The 13,546-nt window shown below is 70.2% G+C and carries 10 protein-coding genes and 1 tRNA gene; 9 read left to right on the forward strand and 2 right to left on the reverse strand.

The window, feature by feature from the left end; translation table 11 throughout:
• Positions 1-5: 5 nt before the first annotated feature.
• Entirely contained in the window at positions 6-551 is a 546-nt protein-coding gene (locus QE381_RS02225) for a TetR/AcrR family transcriptional regulator (protein WP_307215097.1), read from the reverse strand.
• A gap of 66 nt (positions 552-617) precedes the next feature.
• Here QE381_RS02225 and QE381_RS02230 point away from each other — a divergent pair, with 66 nt between their 5' ends.
• From QE381_RS02230 to gltX, 6 genes are read left to right on the forward strand one after another with little or no spacing between them, the layout of a single operon-like run.
• Entirely contained in the window at positions 618-2,201 is a 1,584-nt protein-coding gene (locus QE381_RS02230) for an MFS transporter (protein WP_307215100.1), read from the forward strand.
• Positions 2,164-3,216: a 3-isopropylmalate dehydrogenase gene (locus QE381_RS02235; RefSeq protein ID WP_307215102.1), complete on the forward strand. Its 1,053-nt coding sequence runs from the start codon at positions 2,164-2,166 to the stop codon at positions 3,214-3,216. The genes QE381_RS02230 and QE381_RS02235 overlap by 38 nt, the downstream gene beginning before the upstream one ends.
• 60 nt (positions 3,217-3,276) lie before the next feature.
• Positions 3,277-4,383, forward strand: coding sequence for a branched-chain amino acid aminotransferase (locus QE381_RS02240; RefSeq protein ID WP_307215105.1), 1,107 nt, complete (start codon positions 3,277-3,279; stop codon positions 4,381-4,383).
• Positions 4,384-4,390: 7 nt separating this feature from the next.
• Positions 4,391-5,155 (forward strand): fumarylacetoacetate hydrolase family protein, encoded by a 765-nt coding sequence (locus QE381_RS02245; RefSeq protein ID WP_307215106.1) that lies wholly within the window; start codon positions 4,391-4,393, stop codon positions 5,153-5,155.
• Positions 5,148-6,389, forward strand: coding sequence for an MFS transporter (locus tag QE381_RS02250; RefSeq protein WP_307215107.1), 1,242 nt, complete (start codon positions 5,148-5,150; stop codon positions 6,387-6,389). Before QE381_RS02245 ends, QE381_RS02250 begins: the two co-directional genes overlap by 8 nt.
• A gap of 11 nt (positions 6,390-6,400) precedes the next feature.
• Positions 6,401-7,915 (forward strand): glutamate--tRNA ligase, encoded by a 1,515-nt coding sequence (gene gltX, locus QE381_RS02255; protein WP_307215109.1) that lies wholly within the window; start codon positions 6,401-6,403, stop codon positions 7,913-7,915.
• A gap of 58 nt (positions 7,916-7,973) precedes the next feature.
• Here the strand turns inward: gltX and QE381_RS02260 are convergent, their stop codons facing one another.
• Positions 7,974-10,013 carry a glycosyltransferase family 39 protein gene (locus QE381_RS02260; RefSeq protein ID WP_307215112.1) on the reverse strand — a complete coding sequence of 680 codons (2,040 nt, stop codon included), beginning with the start codon at positions 10,011-10,013 and terminating at the stop codon, positions 7,974-7,976.
• A 141-nt stretch (positions 10,014-10,154) separates the two neighbouring features.
• Between QE381_RS02260 and QE381_RS02265 the strand changes: the two genes are divergently transcribed.
• The 3 genes from QE381_RS02265 to QE381_RS02275 all read left to right on the forward strand — a co-directional run bounded on the left by QE381_RS02265 (position 10,155) and on the right by QE381_RS02275 (position 13,492).
• Positions 10,155-10,229: transfer RNA gene (locus tag QE381_RS02265), tRNA-Gln, on the forward strand.
• 544 nt (positions 10,230-10,773) lie between these two features.
• Entirely contained in the window at positions 10,774-11,025 is a 252-nt protein-coding gene (locus QE381_RS02270; protein ID WP_373426973.1) for a metal-sensing transcriptional repressor, read from the forward strand.
• Positions 11,026-11,314: 289 nt separating this feature from the next.
• Positions 11,315-13,492: a heavy metal translocating P-type ATPase gene (locus QE381_RS02275; RefSeq protein WP_373426894.1), complete on the forward strand. Its 2,178-nt coding sequence runs from the start codon at positions 11,315-11,317 to the stop codon at positions 13,490-13,492.
• Positions 13,493-13,546: the final 54 nt, after the last annotated feature.

Consider the following 13,546-nt stretch of genomic DNA (forward strand, 5'->3'; position numbering starts at 1 on the left):
GTCGATCAGGGCCGGGTGGCCCGGTCGACCAGCGCGAGCAGCGCGTCCATCGCCGGCCCCGTCGGTACCGGACCGGCGACGCCCTGACCCTGCAGCGAGTTGTTGTAGTACAGGCCGTCGCTGACCAGGAGCACGAGGTCGAGCGCGGCGTCATCCGCCACGTGGGCCCGCAGTGCGTCGGCCCAGCGCTCGCGCATCGCGTGCAGCGCGTCGCGGGCTGCCGTGCTGCCGCCCTGCGCGAGGCGTGAGACGCTCACGATCGCGCGGTCGAGGCGGTCACCGTCCATGGCGGAGGTGCGGACGAAGAAGGCGACCGGCCCCTCGGGGGATGCGGCCATCTCGGCGATGTCGGCTTCCACCAGCTCATCGAGCCGCGCGATGAGGCCCTGCTCCAACGCATCCTTCGAGGGGAAGTGGTAGAGCAGCCCGCCCTTCGAGACGCCGGCCGCGCGGGCGGTGGCATCCATCGTTCCCGCTCGTTCGCCGTCCTCGATGAGCAGGCGCTCGAACGCGTCCAGCACCTTCTCGCGGGCGTGCGGCGGTCGGCTCATGCGCTCGATGCTATCGACGCCTGCGGCCTCATTCTGATACTATACCAACTGGACGGTATAGAAACTATGACACTGACAGAGGACATCCGCATCGCCGACGAGAACGGGCGGCGCGTGGGCATCCGGGGCTGGCTCGCCCTGGTGGTGCTCATGCTGCCCGTGCTGCTCGTCTCGGTCGACAACACCGTGCTGAGCTTCGCACTGCCCGAGATCGCGGTCGCGCTGCGCCCGACGAGCACACAGCAGCTCTGGATCATCGATGCGTACCCGCTGGTGCTGGCAGGACTCCTCGTGACGATGGGGACCATGGGCGACCGGTTCGGCCGCCGCAGGATGCTGCTCATCGGAGCGTCCGGCTTCGCCGCGGTCTCGGCGCTTGCCGCATTCGCGCCCTCCGCGGAGCTCCTGATCGCGGGACGCGCCGCCATGGGCGTGTTCGGCGCCATGCTGATGCCGTCCACCCTGTCGCTGCTGCGCAGCATCTTCACCGACCGCGCCCAGCGCCGGCTCGCGATCGCGGTCTGGGCCGCGATGTTCTCCGCCGGCGCCGCGCTCGGTCCCATCGTGGGCGGGGTGCTGCTCGAGCATTTCGGCTGGGGATCCGTGTTCCTCATGGCCGTGCCCGTGCTCGTCCCGCTCCTGATCCTCGCGCCGCTGCTGGTGCCCGAGAGCCGCGACCCGCGCCCCGGCCGCATCGACGTGCCGAGCATCCTGCTCTCGATGGCCACGATGGTGCCGGTGGTCTACGCGATCAAGGAGATCGCGGTGCACGGCGTCACGGCGATCGTGGTCGCGCTCGTGCTGAGCGGCGTCGTGTTCGCGGTGCTGTTCGTGCGCCGCCAGCTCCGCATGCCGCAGCCCATGCTCGACATGCGGCTCTTCGCGCACGGCTCGTTCTCGGGGGCGTTGCTGGTGAACCTGCTCAGCGTCATGGCGCTCGTCGGGTTCCTCTACTTCGTCGCGCAGCACCTGCAGCTCATCGCGGGGCTGTCGCCGATGGAGTCCGGGCTCGCGCTCGTGCCGGGGCTCGTCGCGATGATCGTGGCCGGGCTCGTGGTGGTGCCGATCGCGTCGCGCGTCTCGCCGCGCATCGTGATCCCGGTCGCGCTGGTGTTCTCGCTGACCGGGTACCTGCTCGTCGCGGTGGCCGCCGGTGACGGCAGGCTCGCGCTGCTGATCGGCGCCTTCGTGAGCCTCGGAGTCGGCATCGGCGCCGCGGAGACGGTCTCGAACGAGCTCATCCTCTCGAGCGCACCTCCCGCCAAGGCCGGCGCCGCGAGCGCGGTCTCGGAGACGGCGTACGAGGTCGGCGCCGTGCTCGGCACGTCGGTGCTCGGCGGCATCCTCACGGCGATGTATCGCCTGAACATGGTGGTGCCCGGCAGCGTGGGAGCGGATGTCGCGGATGCGGCGCGGGAGACCCTCGGGGGAGCGGTCGCCGCGGCCGAGGGGCTCGACGCCCCGCTCGCCGACGCGCTGCGCGCCGCCGCCGCGCACGCCTTCGACCAGGGCGTCGTCGTCACGTCCCTCATCGGCGCGGCGCTCGTGGTCGTGGCGGCGACGATCGCGGCCACTACGCTGGGGTCAACCCGTTCCGCGTCGAAGGAGAGTCATGTCGCGCGTCGTGAAGCTGGCCGTCATCCCGGGTGACGGCATCGGTCCGGAGGTCGTCGCGGAGGCCGAGAAGGCCCTGGCCGCCGTCACGGCGGACTCCGGCGTCGTCTTCGACAAGACGGCGTTCTCGCTCGGCGCCGCCCGCTACCTGGAGACCGGCGACACCCTCACGGACGCCGACCTCGAGGCCATCAAGGCGCACGACGCGATCCTGCTGGGCGCTGTCGGAGGCACGCCGGGCGACCCGCGGCTGAAGGACGCCAACATCGAGCGCGGCCTCCTGCTGAAGCTGCGGTTCGAGCTCGACCACTACGTCAACCTGCGTCCGTCGAAGCTGTACCACGGCGCTCCCGGCCCCCTCGCGGCTCCCGGTGACATCGACTTCGTCGTGGTGCGCGAGGGCACGGAAGGCCCCTACGTCGGCAACGGCGGTGCGATCCGTCGCGGCACGCCGCACGAGGTCGCGAACGAGACCAGCGTCAACACCGCGTTCGGCGTGGAGCGCGTGGTGCGCTACGCCTTCGACCTCGCCGAGCGGCGGCGGCAGAAGCTCACGCTCGTGCACAAGACGAACGTCCTCGTGCATGCCGGCGGGATGTGGCAGCGGATCGTGAACGCGGTGGCGCGCGAGCACCCGGATGTGGCCGTAGACTATCTTCACGTCGATGCGGCGACGATCTTCCTGGTCACGAACCCGGGCCGCTTCGACGTGATCGTCACCGACAACCTCTTCGGCGACATCCTGACAGACCTGGCTGGCGCCGTCACCGGTGGCATCGGCCTCGCCGCCTCCGGCAACATCAACCCGGACGGCGCGTTCCCCTCGATGTTCGAGCCCGTTCACGGTTCGGCGCCCGACATCGCAGGGACTCAGAAGGCCGATCCCACGGCCGCGATCCTCTCCGTCGCTCTCCTGCTCGACCATCTCGGGCTGCGCGACGAGGCCGCCCGCGTCACCCGCGCGGTCGAGGAGGACATCGCCGCCCGTGGCGACGCCGTCCGCACGACGTCGCAGATCGGCGACGCCATCGGGGCGGCGCTTCGGGCGTAGCCTGGAGTCGTCGCACCCGTAGCCCTCGACAGCGCTCCGCGCAGACTCAGTGAGAAGACCATGTCCCTCCTCGACACCGACCCCGACACCGGACTCGCCCCGCTCGAGTTCGCCGTCACCCGCAACCTCGCCGCTCGCCCCCCGGCAGCGCGGGCCGAGATCCTGGCCGCGCCCGGTTTCGGCCAGCACTTCACGGACCACATGGTCGACATCTGCTGGTCGGTCGGCGGCGGCTGGCACCGTCCGCGTGTGCAGCCCTACGGCCCCATCACCCTCGATCCCGCGGCGGCCGTGCTCCACTACGGCCAGGAGGTCTTCGAGGGCATCAAGGCCTACCGCCACGCGGACGGCGGCATCTACACCTTCCGTCCCGACCAGAACGGACGGCGACTGCAGCGGTCGGCACGGCGGCTCGCACTGCCAGAGCTTCCGGTCGCCTACTTCCTCCAGTCGCTGCGCGAGCTGATCGCGGTCGACGGCGACTGGGTGCCGGACGGCGAGGACCAGAGCCTCTACCTGCGGCCCTTCATGTTCGCGAAGGAGGCGTTCCTCGGGGTGCGCCCGGCGCACAAGGTCGGGTACTACGTGATCGCGAGCCCGGCCGGTGCCTACTTCAAGGGCGGCGTGACACCCGTGTCGATCTGGCTGAGCGAGGAGTACACGCGCGCAGCCAAGGGCGGCACAGGAGCGGCCAAGACCGGCGGCAACTACGCGGCGAGCCTGCTGCCCCAGTCGGAGGCGTACGAGAACGAGTGCGACCAGGTGGTCTTCCTGGACCAGGACGGCAACGTCGAGGAGCTCGGCGGCATGAACATCGTCTTCGTCTACAAGGACGGCACGCTCGTGACGCCGCAGTCCGACTCGATCCTGGAGGGCGTGACGCGCGAGTCGATCCTGCAGCTCGCGCGCGACCGCGGACACCGCGTCGAGGGACGCGGTGTGTCGCTGGCGGAGTGGCGCGAGGGCGTGGCCTCCGGCGACATCGTCGAGGTGTTCGCGTGCGGCACCGCCGCGGTCGTGACGCCGATCGGGCAGCTGAAGGGACGCGAGTTCTTCGACGAGCAGCCCAGCGGCTCGCTCGCGCTGTCGTTGCGAGAGGAACTCACCGAAATCCAGTACGGGCGCCGCGAGGACCGCCACGGCTGGCTCGTGCGGCTCGACGGCTGAGGTCTTCGTGAAGGTCGCACGCGTCAGCCACCAGGGCGCCATCCGCTACGGGATCGTCGACGACGGGGAGCTCGTCGTGCTCGCCGGCGATCCGATGTTCGCAGGCTTCGACACCACCGGCGAGCGGTTGCCGCTCTCGGACGTCGCGCTTCTGGCCCCCGTCATCCCGCGCTCGAAGGTCGTGTGCGTCGGGAAGAACTATCACGACCATGCGGCCGAGATGGGCGGAGAGGCACCGGAGGCGCCCCTCCTGTTCCTCAAGCCGAACACCGCGGTGATCGGACCGGACGACGTGATCGTGCGGCCACCGCAGTCCGAGCGCACGGACTACGAGGGGGAGCTCGCCGTCGTCATCGGCAGGATCGCCAAGAACGTCCCGGTCGAACGCGCGCTCGAGTACGTGTTCGGGTACACGGCCGCCGTCGATGTCACTGCGCGCGACATCCAGTACGCCGATGGCCAGTGGACGAGGGGGAAGGGCTTCGACACCTTCTGCCCGCTCGGTCCCGTGATCGAGACGGAGTTCGATGCGGGAGCGGCACGGGTGCAGACGCGCCTCAACGGCGCCGTGAAGCAGGACGCCCCGCTCAGCGACATGATCCACTCGGTCGCCGACATCGTGGCCTACGCGTCCGCCGCGTTCACGCTGCTTCCGGGCGACGTGATCCTCACGGGCACCCCCGCGGGTGTCGGTCCGTTCGTCGCCGGTGACCGGCTGGAGGTCGAGATCACCGGGATCGGCACGCTCCGCAACACCGCGCGGGATGCCTGACCCGCAGCGGCACGACTCGGAACTGACCCGCATCCGGCGTCGCACCCTCTGGGTGCTCGCCACCGGTCAGGTGCTCGGGGGGATCTCGTTCGGCGCGACGGTGTCGCTCGGCGCGATCATCGTCTCGGACGTGTCCGGCGACGAGTCCCTTTCGGGGCTCGCCAGCGCGTTCGTGACGCTCGGCGCGGCGGTCTTCGCGATTCCGCTCGCCCGGCTCGCGAAGGCCTCCGGCCGTCGTCCCGCCCTCGCGGCAGGCCTCCTCGTCGCCCTCGTCGGCGTATGCGTGGTGATCGTCGGCACCGGCGCGACGTCGTTGCCGCTGCTGCTCACGGGCGTCTTCCTCATCGGCGCAGGACAGGCCGCCAACCTCCAGTCGCGATTCGCCGCCGCCGACCTGGCGACGGACCGCTCGCGCGCCCGTGACATCTCGCTCGTCGTCTGGGCGACCACGATCGGCGCAGTGCTGGGACCGAACGTGATCGGGCCCGGCGAGGCCCTCGGCGACATGGTCGGGATGCCGTCGCCGACCGGACCGTACCTGTTCACCATCGTCGCGCAGGCGCTGGCGGTGGTCATGTACCTCGTGCTCCTGCGTCCCGACCCGCTCCGGCTCGCGGATCGGCTCATCGCCGAGCGTCCCGTCGGCGTCAGCCGCCTCGCGCGATCCGACCGTCCGGCCGCCGCACGGTACGCGATCGTCTCCATAGCGGGCGCGCACGGCGTGATGGTCGCGCTCATGGCGATGACTCCGATACACCTCATGCACGGAGGGGCGACGCTCACCGTCATCGGGCTCACGATCAGCCTCCACATCGCCGGCATGTATGCGCTGTCGCCGCTGTTCGGCTTCCTGGCAGACCGGATCGGACGCGTGACGACGGTGCTGATCGGCCAGGCCCTGTTCGCCGCATCCCTCGTCATCGCCGCGTTCGGGCAGGCGTCGGCCCCCGCCGTCACCGTCTCCCTCGTGCTTCTGGGGCTCGGCTGGAGCGCGTCGACCGTGGCAGGCGCGGCGCTGCTCACAGAGGCCACCGCGGAGCAGCTGCGCACCCGCAGGCAGGGCCGCAGCGACCTCGTGATGAACCTCACCGGCGCGGGCGGTGCGGTTCTGGCGGGCGTGGTCCTGGGGTGGATCGGATACGGCGGCCTCGCTCTCGTCGCGCTCACGATCGTCGTCGTGGTGACCGTGCTGTCGCCGCTCGGACGCGCGGGCGGGGGAGAGTCGCGCGACTAGGCTGGGAACCTATGGCTGGCACACCCGATCCCCGCACCACGACCGCTTCCGGCGCCGACGTCCGCGTCCGCTTCTGCCCGTCCCCGACGGGCCTTCCGCATGTCGGGATGGTGCGCACGGCGCTCTACAACTGGGCGTACGCCCGTCACACGGGCGGCAAGCTCATCTTCCGCGTCGAGGACACGGATGCCGCACGCGACAGCGAGGAGAGCTATCGTCAGCTCGTCGACGCGCTCACGTGGCTGCGTATCGACTGGGACGAAGGGGTCGAGAAGGGCGGGCCCCACGCCCCGTACCGGCAGTCCCAGCGCGGCGAGATCTACGCCGATGTGCTGCAGAAGCTGATCGAGGCCGGCGCCGTCTACGAGTCCTACTCGACGGCAGAGGAGATCGACGCCCGCAACGAGGCCGCGGGGCGCGCGAAGCAGCTGGGCTACGACAACTTCGACCGCACGCTCACGGAGGAGCAGAAGGCCGCGTTCCGCGCCGAAGGGCGTGAGCCCGCGTGGCGCCTGCGTGTGCCCGACCACGATGTGACCTACGTCGATCTGATCCGCGGCGAGGTGACGTTCCCCGCCGGCTCGTTCCCCGATTTCGTCGTGGTCCGCGCCGGCGGGCAGCCGCTGTACACGTTCACCAACCCGGTCGACGATGCGCTCATGGGCATCACGCACGTGATCCGCGGCGAGGACCTCATGCCGTCGACGGCGCGCCAGCTCGCGCTGTACGGAGCGCTGGCGGATGCGGGGGTGACCGATTTCGTGCCGCGGTTCGCGCACATGCCGCTCGTCCTCGGGGAGGAGGGCAACAAGAAGCTCTCCAAGCGGGACCCCAAGGCCGACCTCTTCCTGCAGCGGGAGAGGGGCTTCATCCACGAGGGCCTCCTGAACTACCTGGCCCTGCTCGGGTGGTCGCTGTCGGCGGACCGCGACGTCTTCTCGCTCGACGAGTTCACGGCCGCGTTCGACATCGTCGACGTCAACCCGAATCCGGCACGGTTCGACCAGAAGAAGGCGGAGGCCATCAACGGCGACCACATCCGGATGCTGGCGCCTGCCGACTTCGAGGAGCGTATTCTTCCGTACCTCGTCGCCGCCGGTGTCGTGGGGGAGGACCCCTCGCCGCGCGAGCGGGAGCTCATCGCCGCGGCGGCGCCGCTCGTGCAGGAGCGGGTGCAGCTTCTCGGCCAGGTGCCGGGGCTCCTCGGCTTCCTCTTCGCGGACGAGGTGGCCTACGACGAGGACGCGCTCGCCTCCCTGCCCGCCAACGCGGGCGAGGTGCTGGTCGCATCCGTGAACGCGCTCGAGCTCGTACCCGAGTCCGAGTTCGCGGCGGCCGCCGTTCAGGACGCGCTGCAGACGGCGCTGATAGATGGTCTCGGTCTGAAGCCACGGATCGCGTACGGCCCGTTGCGGGTCGCGGTGAGCGGCCGGCGGGTCTCACCGCCCCTGTTCGAGTCGATGGAGCTGCTGGGCAAGGCCGAGTCCGTTCGCCGACTCGGCGCCCTGGTGCAGCGCATCGGCTGAGCACGAAGCTCTCGAAGGCGGCGGGTCATTGCGACCGGTACGCCGTCGACGTCGACGATCAGGCGGCCGCGCAGGAGTAGAGGGTCTCCGAGGTGGGAGCGTTCGGCACGATGGTGCAGTTCGCCGTGACCCACTCGGAGATCTGCTGGGTCGATGAGGACGTCGTGGTGCTCTCGGCGCCGCGTGCCGTGCGTCCTGTCTGTGCCGAAGCGGTGCTTCCGTCCTGCTCCTGCATCGCCGGGCCGACGGCGGAGAAAGCGCCCCGTCCGAACCCGCCGCCCATGCCGGAGCCGAGCACGTAGGTGAGCTTGCCGTCGGCGACCAGCTGCTGGAACTGTGCGAGGGTGGGGACGGAGTCGCTGCCGTCGAACCCGCCGATCGGGAGCACGGACCCGCCGTTCGACTCGACGATGAGGGATGCCGCAGTCTGCGCGCCGAACGTCGCCACGAGGTACTCGGTCTTGTCGGTGCGGTAGGCCTCGAGGTACTCGAGCAGCGCCGCGTTCGCGGAGGTGGAACTGGCGCCGAAGGGGGACCCCGCGCCTGACGGGGCTCTGCGACCCGTGCCGTTCGGTGTCGCTCCGGCGCCGAGGCCGCGCGCGCCGCGCATACCGCCGTCAGCGCGGAATCCGGCGCCGGGCGCGCCCACGCCGGCTCCGGGGCGCGTGCCGCCGAAGGCCCCGAACCCGCCGGGGCCGCCATCTATGCCCGCCACGCCGGCCGCGGTGGGGTTGATGCTGCTCGGAGACCAGACGGTGACCAGCGACCACGCAGCGGGTGTCAGGAGCATGCCCGCGGTGACGACGATCGCGGTGACGGCGCGCAGCCGCATCCATCTCCGTTCCACCGAGATGAGCGCGATGCCGCCGAGCGCGAGCGCGGCCTGGACCCAGGCGATCGCCGGACTCGGAGCCGAGTACAGGGAGGCGACGCCCACGGCGGTCACGGCGCCGGTGGCCAGGAGCGCGATCCGGGGCCACCGCAGGCCGCGGGAGCGGGCGACACCGAAGGCGAGGGAGATGAGCAACGCCAGCGGGATGGCGAGGGACGCGGTGTAGAACTGGTGCATCCCGGCGACGACGGAGAACATGACGGCATCCGTGACGAGCCAGCCGCCCAGGAACACCACGATCGGCGGACGCCAGCGGAGGACCGCGAGCACGACGATTGCCAGGGCGGCCGCGGGGATGAGCCAGGCGATCTGGCCGGCGAGCTGTTCGTTGAAGAGGCGGAAGACACTCGGCGAGCCCGAGAACGCCGGCGTGAACGATCGGTATGCGCCGTCGTCGGAGGTCGTGGCGCTGAATCTGCCGAGGCCGTTGTAGCCGAAGACCATCTCCCACGGGTTGTTCCCGTTGGTGCCGCCCACGTAGGGGCGCGCGGATGCGGGGATCAGCGACACGACCGTCACCCAGACGACGGAGGCGGCGAGGCTGATGGTGCCGGCGACAAGCGAATGCCAGATCCGACGCCACCAGCGTTGCCGGGTGCAGAGGTAGGCGGCCGCGAGCGCGGGCCAGACGGCCCATGCTTCGAGCATGTACGTCTGGAACGCGAGCGCGACCATGAGCCCCGCGACGATGTACCAGCGCAGGCTCGCCCGCTCGACGGCTCGGACGGCGGCCCAGGCGACGAGGGAGAGTGCGAGCACGAAGAAGGACTCGGGCTGGTTGGAGCGCGCGACCGCGACGAGGATCGGGGTCGTCGCGACGATCGCGCCGGCGAGCAGTCCGGTCGTGACGCCCACCAGACGTCGTGCCGTGAACGCCGCGACGAGCACGGCCCCGACAGCCGCGAGCGCGTTGGGGATGATGACGGCCGCGGGCGAGAAGCCGAAGATCTTCACCGCGAGAGCAGGGATCCAGAACGACCCGGGGATCTTGTCGAGCGTCACCGTGCCGGCGGGGTCGAACGCACCGAAGAAGAAGTTCGTCCACGTGCGGCTCATCGACAGGGCGATCGCGCCGTAGTACTCGCTCATGGAGCCCGCGACACCCCACGCGGTGAGCGCGAAGGCGGCGACCCCGAGGACGACGAGGCCGATCGGCCAGAGCGCGCGTCGAACGGTGCCGTGCGGCGTGGAGAGCGTCGTGGTCACCCCTGCACGGTAGGACGTGTGGTCGAACGACGCGGATGCGCCCGCTATGCCTCACCTATGAGGGGAAGGCCGTGTCGGTTTGGCGCGGCTGCGGGAGTCGGCTACGATAGACCCTTGTGCGCAGCTTCGGCTGACGCGCCTTGGGGTATGGTGTAATTGGCAACACGGCTGATTCTGGTTCAGTTGTTCTTGGTTCGAGTCCAGGTACCCCAGCCATACGGACGTTGTTCGAGCCACGGTCAGATGAACTGACAGTGGGGCGTGTTGAAGTTCCCTCCTACGAGAGGGGCTTCGTGTGTCCCCCGCCTGGGCGAGCGTGAGTTCACCCTTGATCTCGTGCCGGCGGACTGCATCGAGACGGCCAAGGCCCCCGGTGCCGATGACGGACACACACAGCTTCCCGACACCCTCCTGGCCGTCACGCGATCCATCTGAGCTCTTCACCGGATAGGAGCACGCGCCGCGCGAGTCGCAGCGCTCGCGCGCCGCCGGCTCGCGGTCGCCTGAGCCGACGACCTCGGGGAGGGCCTGCGACGGATCGGCGGTGTTGGCGCATCCCCGTCCCGCCCTGGGGTGATAGCAGTTCGCGGGCACGGCGGCGATGAAGATCTCGGAACCCCCAACTTAGTAGGTGGGCCCACGAGCCAACCTGTAGATGACGTAGAACAGCGAGGGCGGGTAGTAGGAACGTGCCCGTCCCGTCATATACCCCAGGGGGGTATGATCGGACGGTGCGCGGCTATGACGGTACCAGGGCGATCTGCAGAAGCGGCCACGTCGGATCGAGCGGCAGGCGGGTGGCATCGCGCGGATCGTCAACGAGGACACGTGCTGCGCCGACATCCTGGCCCAGGTGTCCGCGGCGACCAACGCCCGGGAGACGGTCGCGCTCGCGCGGCTGGGCGGCCGTCTCAGTCATTGCGTGGCCGAGTCGAGCGCGGAAGGCGGCCGCGCCGCGGCCGAGAGGATTCACGAAGCCAACGATGCGATCGTGCTTCTCGTCCGTTCCTGAGCACGCCACCATGAAGGAGACGGATCATGGCTGACCGCACCGACCTCGGCCTCGCGGACGCCAACGCTGGGCGCGCATGCTGCGGCGCCTCGAGCGCCACCGGTGCGCCGATCGCGGCGTCCGTCCTGTCGGAGGAGCTCCTGGCGTCGGGGACGAGGTTCCCGTCGTGTGCAAACCGGATCGAACACAACATCCTCCGCCCGCGGCGATTTCGTCCCACCGGTGACGCGGCCGCGTGCCGCGACCGGCCTGACCGGCTCTCACCCGTATCCCCTGAAGGAGACCCCCGATGAGCGAGCACGACCAGCCCGGTCATGACCACATGGACCACGCCGACCACGATCACCGCGACCACACCCCCGGGACCGGCGTCGAACACGGTCAGCTCGCGCACGATCACGCCGGGATGACTCAGCCCGGCGACATGGGCCATGCGTCGGCCACGGACCACGGCGGCCACACCCACTCCGGGCACGCGGACCACGCCGGGCATGCCGGACACGGCGATCACGTGGCTCGGTTCCGGCGGTCGTTCTGGATCATGCTGATCCTCGCCGTCCCGGTCGTGGGGTTCTCACCGATGTTCGCGATGCTGATCGGCTACCCCCTGCCGGATGCCGCGTGGGTTGCGTGGGTGTCGCCGGTGCTGGGCACCGTCACCTACGTGTGGGGAGGTGCTCCGTTCCTGACGGGCGCGGTCAGCGAGATCCGTGCCCGTCAGCCCGGGATGATGCTGCTGATCGGCCTGGCGATCACCGTCGCGTTCATCGCGTCGCTCGGCGCCAGCCTCGGCCTGCTCGACCACGAGCTGGACTTCTGGTGGGAGTTGGCGCTGCTGATCGTCATCATGCTTCTGGGCCACTGGATCGAGATGCGCTCCCTCGCCCAGACCACCTCCGCGCTGGACTCCCTGGCCGCGCTGTTGCCCGACGAAGCGGAAAAGGTCCAGGGCGACACCACCGTGACCGTTCCGCCCGTGGACCTTCAGGTGGGGGATGTCGTAGTGGTCCGCCCCGGCGGGCGGGTGCCCGCGGACGGACGGATCGTACAGGGCTCGGCGAGCATGGACGAGTCGATGATCACCGGCGAGTCCCGGCCGGTGCGGCGCAGCGACGGCGACCAGGTGGTCGCCGGGACGGTAGCCACCGACTCCGGGCTTCGGGCGCAGATCACCGCGGTGGGGGAGGACACCGCCCTCGCCGGAATCCAGCGACTGGTCGCCGAGGCGCAGAACTCTTCCTCGCACGCGCAGCGACTCGCGGACCGGGCCGCGGCGTGGCTGTTCTGGTTCGCCCTGGCCGCAGCGGCGATCACCGCCGCGGTGTGGACGCTCATCGGGCTGCCCGACCAGGCCGTGGTGCGCTCCATCACCGTGCTGGTGATCGCCTGCCCGCACGCATTGGGGCTGGCGATTCCGCTGGTGGTGTCCATCGCCACCGAGCGCGCCGCCCGCGCCGGTGTGCTGATCAAGGACCGGCTTGCGTTGGAGAGCATGCGCACCGTCGACACGGTGCTGTTCGACAAGACCGGCACACTGACCAAGGGATCCCCCGCCGTCACCGCCATCGCCCCCGCGCCAGGGTTCGACCGGGACAAGGTCCTCGCCCTCGCTGCATCCGCCGAAACCGACTCCGAACATCCCCTGGCGCGGGCGATCGTGAACGCCGCGAAAGCGGCCGGGCTCACCGTTGCTGCGTCGACCGACTTCGAGTCCTCACCAGCAGTCGGCGTCCGAGCCCAGGTAGAGGGACGCACCGTGCAGGTCGGCGGCCCCCACCTGCTCGGCCAAGGAGGCAGGAGCGAGCTGCCCGTCGCGGACCAGTGGCGAGAGGAAGGCGCGATCATCCTGCATGTCCTGATCGACGGAGCCGTGGCCGGCGCGCTTCGGCTGGCGGACGAGATTCGCCCCGAGTCCCGCGCCGCGGTGAACGCGCTGCACGCCCGCGGGGTGCAGGTCGTGATGATCACCGGCGACGCCGAGGCCGTCGCCGCCTCCGTCGCCGCAGACCTCGGCATCGACCGGCACTTCGCCGGAGTGCGCCCCGAAGACAAGGCGTCCACCGTGAAGCAACTGCAGGACGAGGGCCGTAAGGTCGCGATGGTCGGCGACGGCGTGAACGACGCCCCCGCCCTCGCACAAGCCGATGTCGGGATCGCGATCGGAGCCGGGACGGATGTCGCGATCGCCTCCGCCGGTGTCATCCTCGCCAGCTCCGACCCACGGGCGGTGCTGTCGGTGATCGAGCTGTCCCGCGCCAGCTACCGGAAGATGGCGCAGAATCTCTGGTGGGCCGCAGGGTACAACCTCATCTCGGTGCCCCTGGCCGCAGGGGTCCTGGCCCCGATCGGATTCGTGCTGCCCATGTCGGTGGGAGCGATCCTGATGTCGCTGTCTACCATCGTCGTGGCCCTCAACGCCCAGCTGCTGCGCCGGTTGAACCTCGATCCGGACGCCGTCACCACGTAGCGACTGTCCGTGCGGCAACCGGACGCGATGGTCGTTCATGGACGTGCGCCACAG

The sequence above is a fragment of the Microbacterium sp. SORGH_AS_0888 genome (genome assembly GCF_030818905.1).
Classification (GTDB): domain Bacteria; phylum Actinomycetota; class Actinomycetes; order Actinomycetales; family Microbacteriaceae; genus Microbacterium.

What these genes read in the sequence shown, in the direction of transcription:
- QE381_RS02275 (WP_373426894.1), top strand. Translation starts at nt 11,315, where the DNA reads ATGAGCGAGCACGACCAGCCCGGTCATGACCACATGGACCACGCCGAC.
- QE381_RS02225 (WP_307215097.1), bottom strand. Translation starts at nt 551, where the DNA reads ATGAGCCGACCGCCGCACGCCCGCGAGAAGGTGCTGGACGCGTTCGAG.
- QE381_RS02230 (WP_307215100.1), top strand. Translation starts at nt 618, where the DNA reads ATGACACTGACAGAGGACATCCGCATCGCCGACGAGAACGGGCGGCGC.
- QE381_RS02240 (WP_307215105.1), top strand. Translation starts at nt 3,277, where the DNA reads ATGTCCCTCCTCGACACCGACCCCGACACCGGACTCGCCCCGCTCGAG.
- QE381_RS02235 (WP_307215102.1), top strand. Translation starts at nt 2,164, where the DNA reads ATGTCGCGCGTCGTGAAGCTGGCCGTCATCCCGGGTGACGGCATCGGT.
- gltX (WP_307215109.1), top strand. Translation starts at nt 6,401, where the DNA reads ATGGCTGGCACACCCGATCCCCGCACCACGACCGCTTCCGGCGCCGAC.
- QE381_RS02250 (WP_307215107.1), top strand. Translation starts at nt 5,148, where the DNA reads ATGCCTGACCCGCAGCGGCACGACTCGGAACTGACCCGCATCCGGCGT.